This window comes from Pseudomonas asiatica, assembly GCF_040214835.1.
Taxonomy (GTDB): Bacteria; Pseudomonadota; Gammaproteobacteria; order Pseudomonadales; family Pseudomonadaceae; genus Aquipseudomonas; species Aquipseudomonas putida_Z.
This window is the reverse complement of record NZ_CP157874.1, coordinates 5,286,675-5,308,729: the sequence shown is the minus strand read 5'-3', so window position 1 is coordinate 5,308,729 and position 22,055 is coordinate 5,286,675. Positions and strand designations below refer to the sequence as shown.

Below are 22,055 nucleotides of genomic sequence, written 5' to 3'. Positions count from 1 at the left end.
ACGCCAACTCCCCCAGGTTACCCCGCGGTGGGAGCGGGCTTGCCCGCGACTGGTCCAACACCTATCTCAAGGCCTGCGCTCGAAGTTCTTCGCCGCTGCAGCCGCCAGGTCCGGCGGCAGGAAGTCCTTGTCCGGGTTGTAGTCTGGCTTCAGGTACCGCTTGAGGTCCTGCAGGTCCTGCGGGCTCAAGGTGCCGGCCGCCTGCTTCAGGCTCAGGTTGTCGAGGATGTAGTCATAGCGGCTGTTGTTGTAGTCGCGCACCGAGGTGTACAGCTGACGCTGGGCGTCAAGCACGTCGACGATATTGCGGGTACCCACCTGGTAGCCGATCTCGGTGGCTTCCAGCGCGCTCTGGTTGGAGATGATCGACTGCTTGCGCGCCTGCACCTGCTCCACGTCGGTGTTTACCGCGCGGTGCAGGTTGCGGGTGTTTTCCACCACCTGGCGGCGCAGGCTTTCACGCTGCTGCTCGCTCTGGCTCAGGCGCTGGTAGGCCTCGCGCACCTGCGAACTGGTCAGGCCGCCGCTGTAGATCGGGATGTTCAGCTGCAGGCCGATGCTGGTCTGCTCCACGTCGCCGCTATAGCGCGAAACGGGGGCCGGTGCGGGGTTGGTGAAACCGAAGTTGTCGTTGTCACCCTTCTGGTACTTGGCAACTGCGTCCAGGGTCGGCGCGTGGCCGGCCTTGCGCTGGCGCAGGGTTTCCTCGGCAGCGACGACCGCGTGGTTGGTGGCGAGCAGGTTGAGGTTCTGGCGCCCGGCGGTTTCGACCCAGGCCTTGGCGTCGTTGGGCGTAGGGACCTGCACCGGCAGGGTATGGACCACGCCTTGAATCGATGTGTACTCCCGGTTGGTCAGGGTCACCAGGGCCTCGAAGGCATCCTGTACCTGGCGCTCGGCAATGATCCGGTTGGCCCGCGCCGTGTCGTAGCTGGCCTGGGATTGCAGCACGTCGGTCTTGTCGGAGAGGCCGACGTCGAATCGTTCGTTGGACTGGTCCAGCTGGCGCTTGAAGGCAGCTTCCTCGGCCTTGGTCGCGGCCAGGTTGTCCTGGGCACGGAGCACGGCGAAGTAATTCTGCGCGGTTTGCAGGATCAGGTTCTGTTCGGTCGCCGACAGCTCCAGCGCCGCCTGTTCGTTGACCGCCTCGGCCGCCTGCAACTGGAACCAGCGGTCAGCGCGGAAGATAGGCTGCGCCAGGGTCGCGCTCCAGGTATTGCCGCTGCGGTTGCTGGTGGCCGATGGTTCGTCCAGCTTGGTGCGGGTGTTCAGCATTTCGGCACCGGCCGAAAGGTTGGGCAGCAACCCGGCGCGAGCCTGCGGTACCACTTCACGGCGGGCGCCGTAATCGGCGCGGGCCGCAGCCAGGTCAGCGTTGTTGTCGACCGCTTCCTGATAAACGCTGACCAGGTCGGTTTTCACTGTAGTGGGCACGTCCGCTGCCCAGACCACTCCGTTGGACGCACAAGACACGGCTATTGCCAGTGAGAGTTTGCGCAGCATAGAGGCAATCCTTGTACGAAATTGAATTACTGAACTGTTGAGTATCGAGCGATGGGCCAGTGTAGTGCCATGCGCACCCGGCAACAATCGCTCGGGGTGCCTTTCATCATCCGCGCATTTACCTGCTTGGCTTTGCCGACCACTCCAGTCTAGACTGCGCATGTTCTTGTCGGGGTGCCTTGAAGCAAAGGCTGAGATCGCAAAGTTGCGGATCCCGTTGAACCTGATCAGGTTAGCGCCTGCGTAGGGAACAAGATTGCTCGCCTTCCCGGGGAGCCTCTTGTGCCAGGTCCGGGAATGTCGCAGCTGCATGCAGCTTCAGGCACCCCCATATCCGGCACTGCACCCATCAAGGGTGCGTCCGCGCCTTTCAGGTTCACCCCGACATTCCACTGCTAGGAAGCCGTCTGGAGAGCCTGTGATGACCAAACAAGAAAAAGCGATCAACCTCAGCGAATCGGCACAAGTCGATCAGCAGTCCGTGCAACCGTTCCCGCGTTCGCGCAAGGTGTATGTCGAAGGCTCGCGCCCGGACATCCGCGTGCCCATGCGTGAAATCAGCCTGGACGACACCCCGACCGATTTCGGTGGCGAGTCCAATGCCCCGGTGCTGGTCTACGATACTTCCGGCCCGTACACCGACCCCAACGTTGTCATCGACGTGCGCAAGGGCCTGGCCGACGTGCGTTCGGCGTGGATCGAGGCACGCGGTGACACCGAGCGCCTGGCCGGCCTGAGCTCCGACTTCGGCCAGCAGCGCCTGAACGATGCCGAACTGGCCAAGCTGCGTTTCGCCCACGTGCGCAACCCGCGCCGTGCCAAGGCGGGCGCCAACGTCTCGCAGATGCACTATGCCCGCCAGGGCATCATCACCGCCGAGATGGAATACGTGGCCATCCGCGAAAACATGAAGCTGCAAGAGGCACGCGCCGCCGGCCTGCTCGACGAGCAGCACGCCGGCCACAGCTTCGGGGCCAACATTCCGAAAGAAATCACCCCCGAGTTCGTTCGCCAGGAAATCGCCCGTGGCCGCGCGATCATCCCGGCCAACATCAACCACCCGGAAGTGGAGCCGATGATCATCGGCCGCAACTTCCTGGTGAAGATCAACGGCAACATCGGCAACAGCGCCTTGGGTTCCTCGATCGAGGAAGAAGTGGCCAAGCTGACCTGGGGCATCCGCTGGGGTTCGGACACGGTCATGGACCTGTCCACCGGCAAGCACATTCACGAAACCCGTGAGTGGATCATCCGCAACTCGCCGGTGCCGATTGGTACCGTGCCGATCTACCAGGCCCTGGAAAAGGTCAACGGCGTGGCCGAAGACCTGACCTGGGAGCTGTTCCGCGACACCCTGATCGAGCAGGCCGAGCAGGGCGTGGACTACTTCACCATCCACGCTGGTGTGCTGCTGCGCTATGTGCCGCTGACCGCCAAGCGCGTCACCGGCATCGTCAGCCGTGGTGGCTCGATCATGGCCAAGTGGTGCCTGGCGCACCACAAGGAAAACTTCCTGTACACCCACTTCGACGAAATCTGCGAAATCATGAAGGCCTACGACGTCAGCTTCTCGCTGGGCGACGGCCTGCGCCCCGGCTCGATTGCCGACGCCAACGATGCCGCGCAGTTCGGTGAGCTGGAAACCCTTGGCGAGCTGACCAAGATCGCCTGGAAGCACGACGTGCAGTGCATGATCGAAGGCCCCGGCCACGTGCCGATGCAGCTGATCAAGGAGAACATGGACAAGCAGCTGGAGTGCTGCGACGAGGCGCCGTTCTACACCCTCGGCCCGCTGACCACCGATATCGCTCCTGGCTACGACCACATCACCTCGGGCATTGGTGCGGCGATGATCGGCTGGTTCGGTTGCGCGATGCTCTGCTACGTCACGCCCAAGGAGCACCTGGGCCTGCCGAACAAGGATGACGTGAAGACCGGCATCATCACCTACAAGATCGCCGCTCATGCCGCCGACCTTGCCAAGGGCCACCCGGGTGCGCAGATTCGTGACAACGCCTTGTCCAAGGCACGCTTCGAGTTCCGTTGGGAAGACCAGTTCAACCTCGGCCTGGACCCGGACACTGCCCGTGCCTACCACGACGAAACCCTGCCGAAGGAATCGGCCAAGGTCGCGCACTTCTGCTCGATGTGCGGGCCGAAGTTCTGCTCGATGAAGATCACCCAGGAAGTGCGCGAATACGCCGCCAAGATCGAAACCGTGGATGTGACGGTCGAGCAAGGCATGCGTGAGCAGGCCGAGCGGTTCCGCCAGGAAGGCAGCCAGCTGTATCACAAAGTCTAAGTCGCAGCGCTGCCCTCTGTAGGAGCGGCCTTGTGTCGCGATGGGCCGCGAAGCGGCCCCGGCAATTTCAGCCGCGAAGCTGAAAGCCTGGGGCCGCTTTGCGGCCCTTTCGCGATACAAGGCCGCTCCTACAGCGACCGCGTCTAATCCAATACCTTGCCGAGTGTCAAAGCATGACCACCCCCAGCCAATTCTCCCCCGACCACCCGGTCCCCACCGCCCAGCGCATCTTCGGCGCCCGCGACCTGTTCTCGCTATGGTTCTCCCTCGGCATCGGCCTGATGGTGCTGCAGGTCGGCGCCATGCTGGCCCCTGGCCTGGGCCTTGCCGGCGCGGTGCTGGCTATCGCCCTGGGCACCGGTGTGGGTGTGCTGCTGCTGGGGGCTGCCGGTGTCATCGGCAGCGATACCGGCCTGTCGGCCATGGGCACCCTGAAACTGAGCCTGGGCGGCCACGGCGCGCGTTTGCCGGCGCTGCTCAACCTGCTGCAACTGGTGGGCTGGGGCGCGTTCGAGATCATCGTCATGCGCGATGCCGCCAGCCTGCTGGGCGCGCGGGCGTTCGGCGAAGCCAGCGCCTGGAACAGCCCTGTGCTCTGGACCCTGTGCTTTGGCGCCCTGGCCACCCTGCTCGCGGTCGGTGGGCCGCTGGCGTTCGTGCGCAAGGTGCTGCGCACCTGGGGCATCTGGCTGCTGCTGGGCGCTTGCCTGTGGCTGACCTGGAATCTGTTCGCCAAGGCCGACCTGGCGGCACTGTGGGACCGTGCCGGTGACGGTTCGATGTCGCTGGCCGTGGGCTTCGACATCGCCATCGCCATGCCGCTGTCGTGGTTGCCGCTGATCGCCGACTACTCGCGTTTTGCCCGTAACGGCAAACATGTATTCGGCGGTACGGTGCTGGGCTACTTCATCGGCAACACCTGGCTGATGAGCCTGGGTGTGGGCTACACCTTGGCCTTCGCCGGCAGTGGCGAAGCCAACGCCCTGCTGCTGGCCCTGGCGGGCGCCGGCATGGGCATTCCACTGCTGCTGATTCTGCTGGACGAGTCGGAAAAGGCTTTTGCCGACATTCACTCGGCAGCCGTTTCCACCGGCGTGCTGGTGCGCCTGAAGGTCGAGCACCTGGCGCTGGCCATTGGCGTGCTGTGCACGCTGATCGCCTTGCTGGCGCCACTGGCACAGTACGAGAACTTCCTGCTGCTGATCGGCTCGGTGTTTGCACCGCTGTTCGGTGTGGTATTGATGGACCATTACGTGATCCGTCGCCGTCGCTTGCCGGCACAGGTGCATGGCTTGCACTGGCAGGCACTGCTGGCCTGGGCGGTGGGCGTTGCCGCGTACCATCTGATCGCCGCGCAAGCGCCCGACCTGGGTGCGACCCTGCCAGCATTGCTACTGGCAGGGCTACTGCACGGGCTGTTGAGCTTCAGCCGCGGCCGGGAAACAGCTCGGGCTTGAGCACGCCATTCAGGCGTGGGTACGGGATCTTCAACTCCACGTGGCCCATGGAGTAGGGCGCGATTGAATAGACCTCGTACTTGACCACCACCGCGCCGTACGTCAGGGCGACGTGCGGCGACTGCTTGAACGGCCAGGTCTTGATGAACTCGGCGTCCTTGTCCATGCCTACGCTGATCAGCCAGGCGCGGTGCGACTCCTCGACTGTTTTCCAGAAGGTGTCTTCCTGGCCAGGCACCAGCATGTCCTGCAGGGTCAGCACCTTGTCCAGCTTGCGCGAATAGTTGATGAAACCACGCCCGGGCATGCCATGGGCGCCGCCGCTGTCCAGGTAGCTGGACAGTTCGATGATCACCAGTCCGTCATGCTGCTCGCGTACCTTGGCCTGCAGGTAGCTGCTGTTGCGCTTGTCGGCACTGGCCAGGTACTGCTGCTCGTAGGCTTGCAGGCTGGTCGGTGCGTTGCCGCGCTGGTTGTCTTCGGTCAGTTGCAGCAGGCGTTTCTCGACGATGCCATCGAGCTTGGGCAAGGCCGGGAAGTGGATCATGTCGATGTTCACCAGTGGGCAGTCGCTTTCGCTGCAGCCGGGTTTGACATGCTCCCAGGCATCACGCTTGACCTCGAGCGGCGCCCGGTAGTTGGGCGTGAACAGGCTTTGGCAGGCACCCAGGGCCAGGGCCAGCACAGCCACGGAAGTCAGTTTGACAAGTGTCATGAGGATCCTTGCAGAACAGGGAAAAGTCGGCCTTTGACCGTCTGCGCGGCCTTCAGTTCGCCACTAAGCTAACAGAGAGAAGGCGCGCTGTCCCGAGTGCGCGAACGGTTGCCGGAAAGGGATGAAACCGGCAGGCGTGCAGAGTAGGATGGCGCGATGCGGTATTCGAGGTAATGAGGATTTCCATGTCAGACGCGTTGAACTCAGTGCCCAAGGGCTTCGAAATCATCGAGCGGGCCAACTGCTTCCAGGGCTTTTACAAGCTCGACAAGCTACGCCTGCGCCACGAGTTGTTTGCCGGGGGCATGGGCCGCGAGATCAGCCGCGAACTGTTTGTGCGCCATGATGCGGTGTGCGTGCTGCCGTACGACCCGTTGCGCGATGAAGTGGTGCTGATCGAGCAGTTCCGTGTCGGTGCACTGGACAAGGTCGACAACCCCTGGCTGATCGAGATGGTGGCCGGGCTGATCGACAAGGACGAGCAACCCGAGGAAGTCGCCCACCGCGAAGCCGAAGAAGAAGCCGGCCTGGCCTTCAGCGCCCTGTGGCCGATGACCCGTTACTTCCCGTCGCCCGGCGGCAGTGACGAATACGTTCACCTGTTCCTCGGCCGTTGCAGCAGTGAAGGGGCGGGCGGCCTGCATGGCCTGGAAGAAGAGGGCGAGGACATTCGCGTGCGCGTGTGGTCGTTCGAGGATGCCATGCAGGCGGTGCGCGACGGGCGCATCTGCAACGCGGCGACCATCATCGGCCTGCAATGGCTGGCGCTGAACCGTGACGAAGTACGAGGTATGTGGAAGTGAACCTGCTGCGCGAGCGTTATCGGGTCGACCTGGTCGGGCTGCAGGCAGCCTGCGAGGCCAACTACGCCCGGCTGATGCGCCTGTTGCCCGACATGCGCACCACCCAGAGCTCGCGCCGCATCGGCATGACCCAGGGCGACCAGATGCTCGGCGTGCTGGTGCTCGACGTGGTGCTGGCCTGCCCGTATACCACCACCCTGCACGTGCGCCAGGAGCACAGCCTGCCATGGTTGCCGGTGCCGCACCTGGAAGTGCAGGTGTACCACGATGCGCGCATGGCCGAAGTGGTCAGTGCCGAACACACCCGGCGCCTGCGCAGCATCTACCCGTATCCGAACGAGGCCATGCACCAGCCGGACGAAAAGGCCCAGCTCAACCTGTTCCTCGGTGAATGGCTGAGCCACTGCCTGGCTTGTGGTCACGAACTGGCGAGCGTTCGCTGAAGTGTGACGCAGGTCGTTCGTGGGTGTTTGCTAGCACCCGTTGTGCAGCCATAATTCGCGCTGAATCCGTTCGAGGAGACGGCCGTTGCCGCAGCCAGACCAATCGCGCCCCGTGCATGTGGTGCAACTGACCGATGCCCACCTGTTCGCCGACCCGGCCGGCAGCATGCTGGGCCTCAATACCCGTGACAGCCTGCGCCATGTAGTGGCCCAGGTGCGGCGGGAGCAACCGCTTGTCGACCTGCTGCTGTGCACTGGCGACCTGTCCCAGGACGCCAGCGTGGCGTCCTATGAAGCATTCCGTGAGCTGACCGCGCCATTTGCCGTACCCACCCGCTGGTTGCCTGGCAACCATGACGAGGCCCGAGTCATGGCGCAAGTGGCGCCGGAGCTGGTACAGGCGGTGACCGATATCGGTGCGTGGCGCATCGTCATGCTCAACACGGCCGTACCCGGGGCGACGCATGGGCTGTTGGAGGGTGATCAGCTGGCAGCGCTGGAAACGGCCTTGCGAGAGGCGGGTGAACGGCATTGCCTGGTGTGCTTCCACCATCAGCCGGTGGATATCGGCTGTGCCTGGATCGCGCCGATCGGCTTGCGCAATGCCCAGGCGCTGTTCGATATCGTCGAGGGTTATCCACAGGTGCGGGCGCTGCTGTGGGGGCATGTGCACCAGGAATGGGATGAAGTGCGCGACGGCCTGCGCCTGCTGGCCACTCCGTCGACCTGTATCCAGTTCGCGGCGCGTAGCGAGGATTTTCAAGTGAGCGAGGAGCAGCCTGGATACCGCTGGCTGCGCCTGCACGCCGACGGGCGGTTGGAGACCGGTGTGGAGCGGGCACTGGACTTCGAAGTGAAGCTCGACTTCGATAGCCCTGGCTATTGAGCTGCGGCTGCAGACGCGGTCAATTGTAGGAGCGGCCTTGTGTCGCGATGGGCCGCAGAGCGGCCCCGGCAATATTTGTGGCGCAGCTGAAACCCGGGGGCCGCTTCGCGACCCATCGCGACACAAGGCCGCTCCTACAGGGAACTGTGGTTGCGACTTCGGTGAAGAAATTGTTGCGAAACCCGTGACACTGCGTCAAAACCCGGCGAACGCGCTACACTGCGCGTCCCTGCGCCCATATCACCGGGCGCGAAGCCACAGATTCCGGGGGCAGCATGTCGGGTTCCATCCTCTATATCCATGGCTTCAACAGCTCGCCACTTTCGACCAAGGCGCGCCAACTCGAGGCCGTGATGCAGCAACTGGGCCTGTCGGCCCAATTGCGGGTGCCCGCCTTGCACCACCACCCACGGCAGGCCATCGCCCAGCTCGAAGCGGCCATCGCCGAGCTGGGCGCGCCACTGCTGGTGGGCAGTTCGCTCGGCGGCTACTATGCCACCTGTCTGGCCGAGCGCCACGGCCTCAAGGCCCTGCTGGTGAACCCGGCGGTAACACCGCACAAGCATTTCGACGGCTACCTGGGTCCCCAGCACAATCACTACACCGGTGAAGCCTGGGAGCTGACCCACGATCACGTGCAGGCCCTGGCCGAGCTGGAAGTACCAGCCCCGGTGGACGCCAGCCGCTATCAAGTGTGGCTGCAGACCGCCGATGAAACCCTGGACTATCGCCACGCCGAGCGCTATTACCGTGCTTGTGCCCTGCGCATCCAGGCCGGTGGCGACCACAGCTTCCAGGGCTTCGCCGAGCGCCTGCCGGCACTGCTGGCCTTTGCCGGCATTGCCCGTGGGCAGTACGCAGCGCTCGATTTTTCTGTATTTTGACTTTTTTGCATTCACCAGACTGACGACGAGACCCTATGGCCACTCCCAGCGCTAGCGCCTATAACGCAGACGCCATCGAAGTCCTCTCGGGCCTTGACCCGGTCCGCAAGCGGCCGGGCATGTACACCGATACCAGCCGCCCCAACCACCTGGCCCAGGAAGTCATCGACAACAGTGTCGACGAAGCCCTGGCCGGTCACGCCCGTTCGGTGCAGGTCATCCTCCATGCCGACCACTCGCTGGAAGTCAGCGACGATGGCCGCGGCATGCCGGTGGACATCCACCCGGAAGAGGGCGTTTCCGGGGTCGAGCTGATCCTCACCAAACTGCACGCCGGCGGCAAGTTCTCCAACAAGAACTACCAGTTCTCCGGTGGCCTTCACGGCGTGGGCATCTCGGTAGTCAACGCCCTGTCGACCCAGGTGCGCGTGCGCGTCAAACGTGACGGCAACGAATACCAGATGACCTTCGCCGATGGCTTCAAGGCCAGCGAGCTGGAAGTGGTCGGCTCGGTCGGCAAGCGCAACACCGGTACCAGCGTGTACTTCAGCCCCGACCCCAAGTACTTCGATTCGCCGAAGTTCTCCATCAGCCGCCTCAAGCACGTGCTCAAGGCCAAGGCCGTGCTGTGCCCGGGCCTGCTGGTCAGCTTCGAGGACAAGGCCAGCGGCGAGAAGGTCGAATGGCACTACGAGGACGGCCTGCGCTCATACCTGGTGGACTCGGTAAACGAGTTCCAGCGCCTGCCCGACGAGCCGTTCTGCGGCAGCCTGGCCGGTAACAAGGAGGCGGTGGACTGGGCCTTGCTGTGGCTGCCAGAAGGCGGCGACAGCATCCAGGAAAGCTACGTCAACCTGATCCCTACCGCCCAGGGCGGCACCCACGTCAACGGCCTGCGCCAGGGCCTGCTGGATGCCATGCGCGAGTTCTGCGAGTTCCGCAACCTGCTGCCGCGCGGCGTGAAGCTGGCGCCGGAAGACGTCTGGGAACGCATCACCTTCGTGCTGTCGATGAAGATGCAGGACCCGCAGTTCTCCGGGCAGACCAAGGAGCGCCTGTCGTCGCGCGAGGCGGCGGCCTTCGTTTCCGGCGTGGTCAAGGATGCCTTCAGCCTGTGGCTCAACGCCCACCCCGAGTTGGGCATGCAACTGGCGGAGCTGGCCATCAGCAACGCCGGGCGCCGCCTGAAGGCCAGCAAGAAGGTCGAACGCAAACGCATCACCCAGGGCCCGGCACTCCCCGGCAAACTGGCCGATTGCGCCGGCCAGGATCCGATGCGCGCCGAACTGTTCCTGGTCGAGGGTGATTCGGCCGGTGGCTCGGCCAAGCAGGCACGCGACAAGGAATTCCAGGCGATCCTGCCGCTGCGTGGCAAGATCCTCAACACCTGGGAAGTGGACGGTGGCGAAGTCCTGGCCAGCCAGGAAGTGCACAACATCGCCGTGGCCATTGGCGTCGACCCGGGGGCCACTGACCTTGCGCAGCTGCGCTACGGCAAGATCTGCATCCTCGCCGACGCCGACTCCGACGGCCTGCACATCGCCACGCTGCTGTGCGCGCTGTTCGTCCAGCACTTCCGCGCGCTGGTCGAGGCCGGGCATGTGTACGTGGCCATGCCGCCGCTGTACCGCATCGACCTGGGCAAGGAAATCTACTACGCCCTCGACGAGGCCGAGCGCGACGGTATTCTCGATCGCCTGGTGGCCGAGAAGAAACGCGGCAAGCCACAGGTCACCCGCTTCAAGGGCCTGGGCGAGATGAACCCGCCACAGCTGCGCGAGACCACCATGGACCCGAACACCCGGCGCCTGGTGCAGCTGACCCTGGACGATGTGCAGGCCACCTGCGAGCTGATGGACAAGCTGCTGGCCAAGAAGCGCGCGGGTGACCGCAAGAGCTGGCTGGAAACCAAGGGCAACCTGGCCGAGGTCATGGTTTGATTCGGCGGCTTCTGGCTGCCTGCCTGGCGCTGGTTGCCCTGCCGAGCCTGGCGGGCAACTGGCCAGAGTTGAAGCTGAGCGCCGAGCACCCGATCGAAGGCATGCGCGGTGGCAACCTGTCTGGCCTGGTGGAATGCCGGGGCGGGCTGTGGGGCGTGTCCGACCGCGACGACGACCGTATCTACCGCTTCGACCAGCAAAACCCGACCTGGCGCGCGCAGCCGCTCACCTTCACCCCGCCAGCGGTGCCGGAAAGTGGCCTGCCGTGGGGCCTGAAGTCGCGCAACTGGGCGGCGTCGTATATTCGTGGTGGCGAGCTGGATTTCGAAGGTATCAGCTGTGACCAGGCGGGTAACCTGTACCTGGTCAGCGAGGCGCATGCCGCGGTGCTGCAACTGCCGCTGGAAGGCGAAGCGGACTGGTTGAAGATCGACCCGGCCATGGTTCGTCAGGCCCGGGCCAGCGGCATGCTGCTGAACTTCAACGCCTTGTTCGAAGGCCTGGCGATCAACCCGGCGGGTGACCGCCTGTGGCTGGCCGCCGAGCGCGAGCGGCGGGGCCTGGTGGCCATCGAGCGCCAGCAATCGGTGTGGACCTGTGGCCGCAGCTGCGTGCTGCTGAGCGAGGCTGGCGTTGAAATGCAGCCGGCGCAGATGCCCAATGCCCAGGCACTGTCGCGCGACTTCGCTGACCTTGCCTGGTTCGAAGGCAAGCTGTTCACCCTCGAACGCAACGCCTACCGGGTCTGTCGTCGGGATACCGACAGTGGCAAGGTCGAGCGCTGCTGGTCGTTCGCTGCCGATGCCCTGGTCGAGTCGCGCCGCTATCAACAGCCGTTCGGCCTGGCCGAGGCCCTGGTGATCGATGCCAAGGGCGCCTGGATCGGTGTGGACAACAACAACGGCGCCCGCGCCGATGGCGAGGCACGCCCGATCGTCTGGCGCTTCGATGCGCCGGAAGGCGGATGGAGCGCCAAGCCATGAGCCAGGCACCGGGCAAGCGGGCTGGCAAGGTATTGATGATCGTCGCCTGGGCGGCGGCGCTGTTCCTTGCCACGCGTTTCTTCGGCCAATGGGAAGACAGCCAGCGCAACCCCAATGCCCAGGTGCAGTCGTCGCATGGCGAAGGCTTTATCGAGGTGCGCCTGCTGGGCAACGGCCAGGGCCACTTCGTGATGGATGGCGCAATCAACGGCCAGGTGGTGCATTTCATGCTCGACACCGGTGCCACCGACGTGGCCATCCCCGAGGCGCTGGGCCGCGAGCTGGGCCTGGAGCGTGGCAGCCCGGTGCAGCTCAGTACCGCCAACGGCCGTACAGAAGGCTACCGCACGCGCCTGGCCAGCCTGCAACTGGGGGATATCCGCCTGCAGGACGTGCGCGCCATCGTGGTGCCGGGCCTGGACGGGCAGACCGTATTGCTGGGCATGAGTGCCCTGAAACAACTTGAATTTACCCAGCGCGGCGGCACCATGCTGCTGCGCCAGAACCTGAAATGACGAGGCCCGCATGAGCGACTCACTGGAACTCAGCCTGGACGGCGTGGAACGCCGCTCGCTGGCTGACTTCACCGAACAGGCCTACCTCAACTACTCCATGTACGTGATCATGGACCGCGCCCTGCCGCACATCGGCGATGGCCTGAAGCCGGTGCAGCGACGCATCGTCTACGCCATGAGCGAGTTGGGGCTCGATGCCGATGCCAAGCACAAGAAGTCGGCGCGTACCGTCGGTGACGTGCTCGGCAAGTTCCACCCCCATGGCGACTCGGCCTGCTACGAGGCCATGGTGCTGATGGCGCAGCCGTTCAGCTACCGCTATACCCTGGTCGACGGCCAGGGCAACTGGGGTGCGCCGGACGATCCGAAGTCGTTCGCCGCCATGCGTTATACCGAAGCGCGTCTTTCGCGCTACGCCGAAGTGCTGCTCAGCGAAGTCGGCCAGGGCACCGTGGACTGGGTGCCCAACTTCGACGGCACCCTCCAGGAGCCGGCCGTGCTACCGGCGCGCCTGCCCAACATCCTGCTCAACGGCACCACTGGTATCGCCGTGGGCATGGCCACCGACGTGCCACCGCACAACCTGCGTGAAGTGGCCACGGCCTGTGTGCGCCTGCTCGACGAGCCCAAGGCCACCATCGAGCAGCTGTGCGAGCACATCCAGGGGCCGGACTACCCGACCGAGGCCGAGATCGTCACGCCGCGGGCAGAAATCCTCAAGATGTACGAAAGCGGCCGCGGCTCCATCCGCATGCGCGCCGTGTACCGCGTCGAGGATGGCGACATCGTCGTCACCGCGCTGCCGCACCAGGTCTCCGGGGCCAAGGTGCTGGAGCAGATCGCAGCGCAGATGCAGGCCAAGAAGCTGCCGATGGTCGCCGACCTGCGTGACGAGTCGGACCACGAGAACCCGTGCCGCATCGTCATCATTCCGCGCTCCAACCGCGTGGATGCCGATGAACTGATGCAGCACCTGTTCGCCACCACCGACCTGGAAAGCAGCTACCGGGTCAACGTCAACATCATCGGCCTGGACGGCCGGCCACAGCTGAAGAACCTGCGAGCGCTGCTGCTGGAGTGGCTGGAGTTCCGTACCACTACCGTCCGTCGCCGGCTGCAGCACCGCCTGGACAAGGTGGAGAAGCGCCTGCACCTGTTGGAAGGTTTGCTGACCGCGTTCCTCAACCTGGATGAAGTTATCCACATCATCCGTACCGAGGACCAGCCCAAGCAAGCCCTGATCGCCCGTTTCGACCTGACCGAAATCCAGGCCGACTACATCCTCGAGACCCGCCTGCGGCAGCTGGCGCGCCTGGAAGAGATGAAGATCCGCGGCGAGCAGGATGAATTGCTGAAAGAGCAGGCCAAACTGCTCGCCCTGCTGGGCAGCGATGCCAAGCTGCGCAAACTGGTACGCAGCGAGCTGATCAAGGATGCCGAAACCTATGGCGACGACCGCCGCTCGCCGATCGTCGAGCGTGCCGAGGCCAAGGCGCTGTCGGAAAACGAACTGATGCCGACCGAGCCGGTCACCGTGGTGCTGTCTGAGAAGGGCTGGGTGCGCTGCGCCAAGGGCCACGACATCGATGCCACCGGCCTGTCGTACAAGGCCGGCGATGGCTTCAAGGCCGCCGCCGCCGGGCGCTCCAACCAGTTTGCCGTGCTCATCGACTCCACTGGCCGCAGCTACTCGCTGGCCGCCCACACCCTGCCGTCGGCGCGTGGGCAGGGTGAACCGCTGACCGGTCGCCTGACGCCACCACCGGGGGCCACCTTCGAGTGCGTGCTGTTGCCGGACGACGATGCGTTGTACGTGGTGGCCTCGGACGCCGGCTATGGCTTCGTGGTCAAGGGTGAAGACCTGCAGGCCAAGAACAAGGCCGGCAAGGGCTTGCTCAGCCTGCCCAACGGTGCCAAGGTCATGACCCCGCGCCCGGTGGCCAACCGCGAGCAGGACTGGCTGGCGGCGGTGACCACCGAAGGCCGTCTGCTGGTGTTCAAGGTCAGCGACCTGCCTCAGCTGGGCAAAGGCAAGGGCAACAAGATCATCGGGGTGCCGGGCGACCGGGTAGCCAGCCGTGAAGAATTTGTTACCGATCTGGCTGTGATTGCCGATGGCGCGACACTTGTATTGCAAGCCGGCAAGCGTACCCTATCTCTGAAAGCGGACGACCTGGAGCATTACAAGGGCGAGCGCGGACGGCGCGGCAGCAAGCTGCCACGCGGGTTCCAGCGGGTCGATGGGTTGCAGGTGGAAGTGCCGGCGTAACCGGTTGAAATGTCTGGAACGGCAATTTCAGCGTCGTTCCGGGCAGAAATGCTGGAGTCGGACGGTTATTTCGCGGATGATATGGCCCTTGCGGTGCCGGCGTGGCCGTGTGCCCGTTTGAATCTATGTGTATCACTGCGGTTGGCCTTTTGGCGACCGCCTGGATGGGATGATGAAATTTCTGCGCCTTCCATTTGCGCTGTTGATGACTGGCCTGCTGGGCCTTGGCGGGTGCACCATGCACCAGCCGGTTGCCCTGTACCAGCTCGACAGTGGTGATCCTGGCCAGCCTTCGCAGAGTGCGGGCATGGCCGTGGTGCTCGGCCCGGTATCGGTTGCCGATTACCTGCAACGTGAAACGTTCCTGCAACGTCAGGCCGATGGCAGCCTGAGTTCGGCGACCGACGGTCGTTGGGCCGGCAGCCTTTCGTCGGATATCGACCAGCTGCTGGTGCGCCAACTCGCCTGGCGCCTGGACAGCCAGCGCGTGGTGCTGGCCCCGGCGGCGACCGGTTTCAACCCGGATGTACAAGTACTGCTGTCGATTACTCGCCTGGACTCGGGCAAGGACCAGCCGGCCGTCCTGGATGCCCAGTGGCGCCTGCTGGACCGCCGTGGTCATGTGCGTGACAACCGCATCGTTCACCTCGAGCAGCCACACGCGGGCAGCGAGGCGTCGCAGGTACAGGCCCAGGGCCAGTTGCTGCAGAAGCTGGCCGAACAGCTGAGCACTGCGGTCAAGCCGCTGGCCAACCAGCCGGCGATTGCCGAAGAGTCGCCAAAAAAGCCGGCTGCTCCGGTGCAGGTGAAAAAGACGCCGGAGAAATCCAAGATCCCGATGGCTGCGCCGATTCGAACCGATATGGAAGTCTATCGGTTCTGATCCAACTGCCAGATACGAAAAAGCCCGCAACGATGCGGGCTTTTTCGTATCTGCAATTTTTGTACTGTCTGTGCTGGCCTCTTCGCGGGTAAACCCGCTCCCACAGGTTGGTGCAGGCCCTGTGGGAGCGGGTTTACCCGCGAAGAGGCCAGACCGGTATCAGACCCGGCGTTCGTGCATCCGCGCCAACTGCCGCTCCAGCATCGACGGGTAGGGCTCCATCAGGCGCTCCACGCAGCAGGCACCCTCGGGGCTGGCAATCGGGCGAATGCGGGCGCGCTGGCGAATCAGCGTGTCATCGCTGATCTGCCGCTCCACCAGCAACAGGTTGCGGCTGTGCTGCGACAGCGCCAGGGCGTCCTGGGCCTTTTCGGCCATCAGCAGGTCTACCAGCTCCAGCCCTTGCAGGTCGTTGCCCAGGGCCAGGCCCAGTTGCAGCTGCAGGGTAATGCCGCTGTCTGCCACCTCGATCTGCAGGGCATGGCCCAGGGCGCGCAACAGCTCGCCGCAGCAGATGGCGTTGGTCAGGTAGTCCTCGCCGCAGTCGCGGCTGTGGAACAGCACCAGGGTGCTGCCGTCGTTGAGCGTGTGGGTTTCGCCGTCGTAGAGCGAGGCGGCGTGCTCCAGGCAATCGCGGTAGCGCTCGGTCAGCTCGGTCAGGCGCGTGCGCGGCAGGCGACGCAGCTGCTCCTGCGAACCCAGTTGCACGGCAAGCACGGCGCTGTACTGCGGCTCGTCGGATTCGACCACGGCGGCCTTGGGCGCGCTTTCGTCGTCCAGCAGGCCGGCGAAGGCTTCATCGTCATCCTCGTCCGCCTGGGCGGCCAGCTTGGCGCGCGGTGCAGCCTTGGCTGCCGGGGAGGCGTCGTGCAGGTCGTCGAACTGCTCGTCGTCCTCTTCTTCGGGCTCCGGCTCAGGTGGCGGCGGCGGGGCCAGGCGCGCGTGCAGCTGGCGCGCGATGTCGCCGATCTCGTCCTGGCGGTCGGTGGCCGGGGTATAGGGTTGCGGGTCGCGCAGCCACACCCGCAGCTGCAGCAGCGGCAGGGTGATGAAGCGGCCCTGGCGCAGGCTCAGGGTCAGCGCCAGTACCAGCAGGATGGCGGCAAGTATGCCCATGCTCTGCAGGCTGATCAGCATCGGCTGCTGGAACTGGCTCATGTCCAGGCTGATACGCAGTTGCCCGGCGGTCACGTCCTGGAAGGTGATCTTGGTCTGGTACAGGCCTTCGGCCTCGCCCAGCAGGCTGTTGCGCGGGCGCTGGCCGGCCTCGGCGAGGATGCGGTTGTCCACGCTGTAGATCGCTGCATGGGCCACCAGTGGGTTTTTCACCAGGTTGCCGAGCAGCACGTTGAGGCTGAGGATGTCGTTGGCCACCAGCAGCTCGGTCGCCGAGGTGGCGGTCTGGGTGGTCAGGCTCTGACCCAGGGCATCGGCCTGCTCGTGCATGGCCTGCTTGAACTGCAGGCCCATCACGCAGGCGTAGATCACCAACGCCAGCGCCACCAGGAAAATGTTGGTGCAGGCGATGCGCAGTGCCAGCGGCACGCGACGTTGACTCAGGGCGCGATAGATCATCAGGAAGAAGTTGTCTGCTTTGACGGGCGTGGGCCGGTTCACTGAGCTCGGCTCTTAATGGCATGAAAGTGTGGGGCAGTATAGCGAGCCGGGTTTTGTCGGCAAAGTATCGTTGGCGCCCGACGGTCACTGAAAATCGGTAGAATGCGCATTTTTCATCGAAGTCGGAGCCAGGTTGTGCGCGAAATCGTCCTGATCAACATCACCGGTGAGGACCGTCCCGGTCTCACTGCGGCTATCACCGGCGTCCTGCTGCAGGGCGGTGTGAGCATCCTCGACATTGGCCTGGCAGTCATGCACGGTACCTTGTCGTTCGGCATCCTGGTCGATATCCCGGACAACGAAGTGGCTACCTCCCTGCTGCAGAGCGTGCAGGCCAAGGCCCACGAACTGAACCTGCAGGCCCGCTACACGCCGATTTCCGAGGCGGACTACCAGCACTGGGCCGATGGCCACGGCGAGGCGCGCCACATCGTCACCTTGCTCAGCCGCAAGATCACCCCCGAGCAGCTGCAGCGGGTGAGTGCGGTGATCAGCCAGTACGGCCTGACCATCGAGCGCATCGAGCGCCTGTCGGCCCGTGTGGCGCTGGATGCCGAGACCGACAAGGGCAAGGCGGCCATCGAGATTTCCGTACGCGGCGTGCCGAGCGATGCCCAGGCGCTGCGTGCCGACTTCTTCGCCTTGGCTGAAGAGCTGAGCATCGACATCGCCTTCCAGAAGGACGACCTGTTCCGCCGCAACCGCCGCCTGGCGGTGTTCGACATGGACTCGACGCTGATCGAAGCCGAAGTCATCGACGAACTGGCCAAGGCCGCTGGCGTGGGTGAGCAGGTAGCCGCGATCACCGAGCGCGCGATGCGTGGCGAGCTGGACTTCCGTGCCAGCTTCAAGGAGCGCATGGCGCTGCTCAAGGGCCTGGATGTGGGCGTGCTGGACGAGATCGGTGCGTCGCTGCGCCTGACCGAGGGTGCCGAGAACCTGTTTGCCGAGCTCAAGCGCCTGGGTTACAAGACGGCGATCCTGTCCGGTGGCTTCACTTACTTTGCCCGCCAGGTGCAGGCGCGCCTGGGCATCGACTATGTGTTCGCCAACGAGCTGGAAGTGGTCGATGGCAAGGTTACCGGCGTGGCCGTGGAGCCGATCGTCGATGCCCAGCGCAAGGCCGAGCTGCTGCAGAAGCTGGCCAGCGAAGAAGGCTTGCAGCTGGAGCAGACCATTGCCGTGGGTGACGGTGCCAACGACCTGCCGATGCTGTCGCTGGCCGGCCTGGGCGTGGCGTTCCGCGCCAAGCCGCTGGTGCGCCAGTCGGCCAAGCAGGCGATTTCTACCCTGGGGCTGGATGGGGTGTTGTATCTGCTGGGCCTGCGGGACCGCGACGCGCGCGGCTGATCTGAGAATCCGGGGCTGCTTCGCAGCCCATCGCGACACAAGGCCGCTCCTACAGGGAATCGCATATCTCCTGTAGGAGCGGCCTTGTGTCGCGAAAGGGCCGCAAAGCGGCCCCAGGTTCCATCAGGCAATCAAGCCTGCGCAGGCACCGCCAACTGCTGCCCCATGCGCACTGCGGAACCAGCACCCAGGTTCTCCGCCCAATTCACCTGCTCCGGCCCGAACAGCACGATAGCAGTCGACCCAAGCTTGAAACGGCCCAGTTCGGCGCCTTTCTCCAGGTGGATCGGCGCGCGGCTGGCTTCGTCGTAGCGGAAGGTCTTCAGTTCCCGCTTGGGTGGCGTCACCAGCCCGGCCCACACGGTTTCGATCGAAGCGACGATCATCGCGCCAACCAGCACCACGGCCATCGGCCCGCGCTCGGTATCGAACAGGCATACCACACGCTCGTTGCGGGCGAACAGCTCGGGGACGTTCTCTGCGGTGGTCTGGTTGACCGAGAACAGGCGGCCCGGCACGTAGACCATTTCACGCAGGGTACCGGCTAGCGGCATGTGCACGCGGTGGTAATCCTTGGGCGACAGGTAGATGGTGGCAAACTCGCCGCCCATGAACGGCGCGGCCATGGCCGGGTCACCGCCCAGCAGCTCCTGCGCGCTGAAACCGTGGCCCTTGGCCTGGAAGATGCGGCCGTGCTCGATCGGGCCAAGCTGGCTGACGGCACCGTCGGCCGGGCACAGGATGGCGCCCGGGGTCTCGTCCAGCGGGCGGGCACCCGGCTTCAGGGCGCGGGTGAAGAATGCATTGAAGTGCTCGTAGGCGCTCAGGTCCTCGACCAGCGCTTCGCTCATGTTGACCTGGTAACGCTTGGCGAACCAGGCGGTGAAGGCGTTCTTGAACCAGCGCACGCGGCACTCGGCGATGCAGCCGGCCAGCCGCGACAGCAGGTGGTGCGGCAGCAGGTACTGGCTGATGATGAACAAACGGGATTTCATGCAGGTTCCTTAGACTTCTACAGGCGTGTCCGGGTGGTTGCCCCATTCGCTCCACGAGCCGGCGTAGGCCTTGACGCGCGGGTAGCCGAGGGCCTTGGCCACCAGGTAGGTGAAACCGGAGCGGCGGTGGGTCTGGCAGTGGGTGATCACTTCCTTGTCGGGGGTGATACCCAGCTTCTGCAGGACTTCGGCGATGTCCTGGCGGATGCGCAGGTGGTCGTTGAGGTCCATGCCGGCGGTCCACTCGAAGTTGATCGCGCCGGGGATGTGGCCGCCCTTGGCTGCCAGCACTTTCTCGCCGCTGAATTCCTGCGGGCCACGGGCGTCCCAGATGACCAGGTCGTCGGCGCCCAGGCGGCTTTGCAGGTACTCGCGGGTAGCGGTGGGCGAACTGTCGATGCGCAGGCGCACCGGCGTGTTGCCGCTGGCGGGCACTTCTGTGGAGAGCTTGTCGGCGGGCCAGGCCTGGATGCCGCCATTGAGGTAGTGGTAACGCTTGTGGCCGATCACGTCGAGCAGCCAGATGAAGCGCCCGGCCCAGCCGCCGCCCTCATCGTCATACACCACATACACGGCATCGTCGCGGTGGCCGAGTTCGCTGAACAGCTTTTCCAGCTCGCCCAGGGCCGGCAGCAGGCCGGGCGCGGGGGGCTGGCCGAGCTGGGTACGCTTGCCTTCGACAAAGCGTGCGCCGGGGATATGCCCGCTGACATAGCGGTTGGCGCTGCTCAGGTCGACCAGGATCAGCTGTGGCGAATCCAGGCGCGGCAGCAGGTCCGCGGCTTCGATCACCAGGGGCAGGCCGGAAAAGTCAGTCATCCACGGTCTCCAGTGTGGAAAGAGGGGCGATTGTAGCGCAAGGCTCAGGCCTTGCGGTTGGCAAACACCGACAGCGCCCGTTCGGTGCACTGTGCGGTCTTGCCGAAGGCTTGCACGCTGATGTCGGCCAGCGGCCGGCAGCCCTGGTCAGCCACCATCAGCATCAGCACCTGGTCCGCCACCGCCAGCGAGCGCAGCAGCACGTGTTCGCTGCGGAACAAGGCACGCAGCGGGGCCGGCAGCAGGGCCGAGAACTGGCTGTGGTTTTCCGGGGTAATACGCAATTGCCCGGCCTTGGCCAGCAGCTTTTGCAGCAGTTTGTTCTGCGCCACCGGCAGCACCAGCGCCCCGGCTTCCTTGGGCAGGCCGGCCATCTGCTGCACGCGCAGCTCGTCTTTGGCCTTGTCCAGGCTCAGCAGCAGGATCCGCTGCATGCCAGAGGCCAGAAGGGCCTCGATAACCTGCGTGGCCAGGTGCACGCTGTTGGTGAACGGGCTGGGCTGGGCCAGAAGGTCCTGGCACAGCTTGCGCCAGCGCGCCAGTTCGTCGCTGGTGGGCGGTGGCGGAGCCAGCATGTCTGGGTGCGGGCGGCGCTGGTGCCAGGGCCAGATCAGCGCTTCGGCCGGGTGGAACAGGGCATGCTGGGCATGGCGGCGGGCGCTGGCCGCAGCCTGCTGGTGCACCTGCTGCTGCACGTCTTCCAGCGAGGTCTGCAGGTACAGTGCGGTCAACAGCTGCCAGCGCAGCAGGTGTGGGTTGTCCCAGCCCACCTGTGCCGCCAGGGCCAGGTTGTTGGCCAGCAGCACGGTGTTGGCCGGCTGGTTGAACCAGCGGCGCAGGCCAGGCTCGGCGTCCAGGCGGTGTTGCTGGCTGAGCAGGTCCGGGTCGCGGGCGATACTGAGCACCTGGGCCAGTTGTTCGCGTTCTTCCAGCAACAGGCGGTAACCCTGGGTCACCCATTGTGGCAGGCGCCAGTACTCCGCCATGGTCTGGCACAGCTCCATGATGCGCACGCCAAACAGTTCTTCCTCGACATGGGCGGCGTCTTCGCCCTTGTGGATAACCCGCAGCTCCCAGGTATCGAGCAGCTTGGGGTAGGCCAGCGCCAGCGGCCAGAGTGGCGACAGGAACAACAGGCTGCCCCAGTGGATTTCCTGCCACAGCCGTGCCAGGCGGCTGGCGAACAGGCCGCTGGCCTGCTGCGAGGCGTGCTGGCTGATCAGCTGGAACTGGCACAGTACCGGCGGGATCTCTTCGACGGGCACTGCTGGCAGGCGCTTGAGCAGCTGTTCGCTGCGCTCCAGGCCCAGACGGTTGAGGGCGACTTCCAGGCTTTCGGCGGGCTCTGCCAGGCTGGCATTGGTGGGGTGATTGGCTTCGCGCATCACCGACAGCACCAGTGCCGGGCTATCCTGCATCAGTTCGGCGATATCGCGCAGCGAGCGGCGGCTATCGTGGATGGCGGCCATGACCCGGTCGTAGCTGTGCTTCGGCACGGGGATGCGAACACTCTCGAGCAGCTTTACCCAGGCCTCTAGCGTACGTGGAGCCTGAGCGGGCACCTTGGTTTCAATTGGCATTTTGACATCAGTCCGAACTGGCTTTTCGCATTGAGTGGCTATAGTCTGGCGCAGTTCTGCCGATAAGTAGAAGAAGAGTTTTAAAGCTCCCGTCTCTTCCCCTGACCACGA

18 protein-coding genes and 1 riboswitch are annotated in these 22,055 nt (G+C 64.7%); of the genes, 12 read left to right on the top strand and 6 right to left on the bottom strand.

Going from position 1 to position 22,055, the window contains the following annotated elements; genetic code table 11:
* Positions 1-66: 66 nt before the first annotated feature.
* The gene (locus ABNP31_RS23735) at positions 67-1,503 is read right to left on the bottom strand and encodes a TolC family outer membrane protein (RefSeq protein WP_025340848.1); all 1,437 of its coding nucleotides are present in this window, start codon (positions 1,501-1,503) and stop codon (positions 67-69) included.
* A gap of 160 nt (positions 1,504-1,663) precedes the next feature.
* Positions 1,664-1,770, top strand: a riboswitch (TPP riboswitch).
* A 154-nt stretch (positions 1,771-1,924) separates the two neighbouring features.
* On the opposite strand from ABNP31_RS23735, the gene thiC reads away from it, so the two are divergent.
* Positions 1,925-3,805, top strand: coding sequence for a phosphomethylpyrimidine synthase ThiC (gene thiC / locus ABNP31_RS23730; RefSeq protein ID WP_025340847.1), 1,881 nt, complete (start codon positions 1,925-1,927; stop codon positions 3,803-3,805).
* A 173-nt stretch (positions 3,806-3,978) separates the two neighbouring features.
* Positions 3,979-5,262: a putative hydroxymethylpyrimidine transporter CytX gene (cytX, locus tag ABNP31_RS23725; RefSeq protein ID WP_350012824.1), complete on the top strand. Its 1,284-nt coding sequence runs from the start codon at positions 3,979-3,981 to the stop codon at positions 5,260-5,262.
* Here the strand turns inward: cytX and ABNP31_RS23720 are convergent.
* Positions 5,231-5,977 carry an RsiV family protein gene (locus ABNP31_RS23720; protein WP_025340845.1) on the bottom strand — a complete coding sequence of 249 codons (747 nt, stop codon included), beginning with the start codon at positions 5,975-5,977 and terminating at the stop codon, positions 5,231-5,233. The genes cytX and ABNP31_RS23720 overlap by 32 nt on opposite strands.
* Before the next feature lie 185 nt (positions 5,978-6,162).
* On the opposite strand from ABNP31_RS23720, the gene ABNP31_RS23715 reads away from it, so the two are divergent.
* The 9 genes from ABNP31_RS23715 to ABNP31_RS23675 all read left to right on the top strand — a co-directional run bounded on the left by ABNP31_RS23715 (position 6,163) and on the right by ABNP31_RS23675 (position 15,583).
* On the top strand, positions 6,163-6,780 hold the full coding sequence (locus tag ABNP31_RS23715) for an NUDIX domain-containing protein (RefSeq protein WP_015272022.1): 618 nt from the start codon (positions 6,163-6,165) through the stop codon (positions 6,778-6,780).
* Positions 6,771-7,223, top strand: a complete 453-nt coding sequence (locus tag ABNP31_RS23710; protein WP_016501905.1) for a DUF1249 domain-containing protein — start codon at positions 6,771-6,773, stop codon at positions 7,221-7,223. Before ABNP31_RS23715 ends, ABNP31_RS23710 begins: the two co-directional genes overlap by 10 nt.
* A gap of 85 nt (positions 7,224-7,308) precedes the next feature.
* Positions 7,309-8,109: a 3',5'-cyclic-AMP phosphodiesterase gene (cpdA, locus tag ABNP31_RS23705; protein ID WP_085663534.1), complete on the top strand. Its 801-nt coding sequence runs from the start codon at positions 7,309-7,311 to the stop codon at positions 8,107-8,109.
* Between the two features lie 275 nt (positions 8,110-8,384).
* The gene (locus ABNP31_RS23700; protein WP_238066989.1) at positions 8,385-8,993 is read left to right on the top strand and encodes a YqiA/YcfP family alpha/beta fold hydrolase; all 609 of its coding nucleotides are present in this window, start codon (positions 8,385-8,387) and stop codon (positions 8,991-8,993) included.
* A 35-nt stretch (positions 8,994-9,028) separates the two neighbouring features.
* Positions 9,029-10,933, top strand: coding sequence for a DNA topoisomerase IV subunit B (parE, locus tag ABNP31_RS23695; protein WP_015272020.1), 1,905 nt, complete (start codon positions 9,029-9,031; stop codon positions 10,931-10,933).
* On the top strand, positions 10,930-11,916 hold the full coding sequence (locus ABNP31_RS23690) for an esterase-like activity of phytase family protein (RefSeq protein ID WP_025340841.1): 987 nt from the start codon (positions 10,930-10,932) through the stop codon (positions 11,914-11,916). The genes parE and ABNP31_RS23690 overlap by 4 nt, the downstream gene beginning before the upstream one ends.
* A complete protein-coding gene (locus ABNP31_RS23685) occupies positions 11,913-12,431 on the top strand; it encodes a retropepsin-like aspartic protease family protein (protein WP_025340840.1) in 519 nt (172 codons plus the stop codon). Before ABNP31_RS23690 ends, ABNP31_RS23685 begins: the two co-directional genes overlap by 4 nt.
* A 10-nt stretch (positions 12,432-12,441) precedes the next feature.
* On the top strand, positions 12,442-14,700 hold the full coding sequence (gene parC, locus ABNP31_RS23680; RefSeq protein WP_085663535.1) for a DNA topoisomerase IV subunit A: 2,259 nt from the start codon (positions 12,442-12,444) through the stop codon (positions 14,698-14,700).
* 172 nt (positions 14,701-14,872) lie between these two features.
* Positions 14,873-15,583, top strand: coding sequence for a PqiC family protein (locus ABNP31_RS23675; RefSeq protein WP_025340838.1), 711 nt, complete (start codon positions 14,873-14,875; stop codon positions 15,581-15,583).
* Positions 15,584-15,742: 159 nt separating this feature from the next.
* Here ABNP31_RS23675 and ABNP31_RS23670 read toward each other — a convergent pair whose 3' ends face one another.
* On the bottom strand, positions 15,743-17,200 hold the full coding sequence (locus ABNP31_RS23670; protein WP_238066987.1) for an AhpA/YtjB family protein: 1,458 nt from the start codon (positions 17,198-17,200) through the stop codon (positions 15,743-15,745).
* Positions 17,201-17,335: 135 nt separating this feature from the next.
* Here ABNP31_RS23670 and serB point away from each other — a divergent pair, with 135 nt between their 5' ends.
* Entirely contained in the window at positions 17,336-18,550 is a 1,215-nt protein-coding gene (serB, locus tag ABNP31_RS23665; protein ID WP_025340836.1) for a phosphoserine phosphatase SerB, read from the top strand.
* A 131-nt stretch (positions 18,551-18,681) separates the two neighbouring features.
* Here the strand turns inward: serB and asd are convergent, their stop codons facing one another.
* The 3 genes from asd to ABNP31_RS23650 are packed head-to-tail and all read right to left on the bottom strand — an operon-like array spanning position 18,682 to position 21,944.
* Positions 18,682-19,545 (bottom strand): archaetidylserine decarboxylase, encoded by an 864-nt coding sequence (gene asd, locus ABNP31_RS23660; protein ID WP_350012823.1) that lies wholly within the window; start codon positions 19,543-19,545, stop codon positions 18,682-18,684.
* Positions 19,546-19,554: 9 nt separating this feature from the next.
* A complete protein-coding gene (locus ABNP31_RS23655) occupies positions 19,555-20,364 on the bottom strand; it encodes a rhodanese-like domain-containing protein (RefSeq protein WP_085663537.1) in 810 nt (269 codons plus the stop codon).
* Between the two features lie 44 nt (positions 20,365-20,408).
* Positions 20,409-21,944 (bottom strand): HDOD domain-containing protein, encoded by a 1,536-nt coding sequence (locus ABNP31_RS23650; protein WP_085663538.1) that lies wholly within the window; start codon positions 21,942-21,944, stop codon positions 20,409-20,411.
* Positions 21,945-22,055: the final 111 nt, after the last annotated feature.